At 64.9% G+C, this 908-nt stretch carries 1 protein-coding gene; it reads left to right on the forward strand.

Features of this window, described 5'->3' with window-relative positions:
- Positions 1-908, forward strand: a 908-nt coding sequence (gene tuf / locus D7Y61_RS22415) for an elongation factor Tu (protein ID WP_180869393.1), incomplete at both ends; no start/stop codon positions are given.

Here is a 908-nt window from a genome sequence, read left to right on the forward strand (position 1 = left end):
GTCGATTGCCCGGGCCACGCTGACTACGTCAAGAACATGATCACCGGTGCCGCCCAGATGGACGGCGCGATCCTGGTGTGCTCGGCCGCTGACGGCCCGATGCCGCAGACCCGCGAGCACATCCTGCTGTCGCGTCAGGTCGGCGTGCCGTACATCGTCGTGTTCCTGAACAAGGCCGACATGGTTGACGACGCCGAGCTGCTCGAGCTGGTCGAGATGGAAGTGCGCGAGCTGCTGAGCAAGTACGACTTCCCGGGCGACGACACCCCGATCATCGCCGGTTCGGCCCGTCTGGCGCTGGAAGGCGACCAGAGCGACATCGGCGTGCCGGCCATCCTGAAGCTGGTCGACGCCCTGGACAGCTGGATCCCGGAGCCGGAGCGCGCGATCGACAAGCCGTTCCTGATGCCGGTGGAAGACGTGTTCTCGATCTCGGGCCGCGGCACCGTGGTGACCGGTCGTATCGAGCGCGGCGTGATCAAGGTTGGCGACGAAATCGAAATCGTCGGCATCCGTCCGGTGCAGAAGACCACCGTGACCGGCGTTGAAATGTTCCGCAAGCTGCTGGACCAGGGTCAGGCAGGCGACAACGCTGGCCTGCTGCTGCGCGGCACCAAGCGTGACGACGTCGAGCGTGGCCAGGTYCTGGCCAAGCCGGGTTCGATCAAGCCGCACACCAAGTTCGAAGGCGAAGTCTACGTCCTGTCGAAGGACGAGGGCGGCCGTCACACCCCGTTCTTCAACGGCTACCGTCCGCAGTTCTACTTCCGCACCACCGACATCACCGGCGCAGCTGCGCTGCCGGAAGGCGTCGAAATGGTGATGCCGGGTGACAACGTCAAGATGGTCGTCACCCTGATCAACCCGGTGGCAATGGACGAAGGCCTGCGCTTCGCCATCCGCGAAGG

It is taken from the genome of Stenotrophomonas maltophilia (genome assembly GCF_013464485.1).
Classification (GTDB): domain Bacteria; phylum Pseudomonadota; class Gammaproteobacteria; order Xanthomonadales; family Xanthomonadaceae; genus Stenotrophomonas; species Stenotrophomonas maltophilia_AW.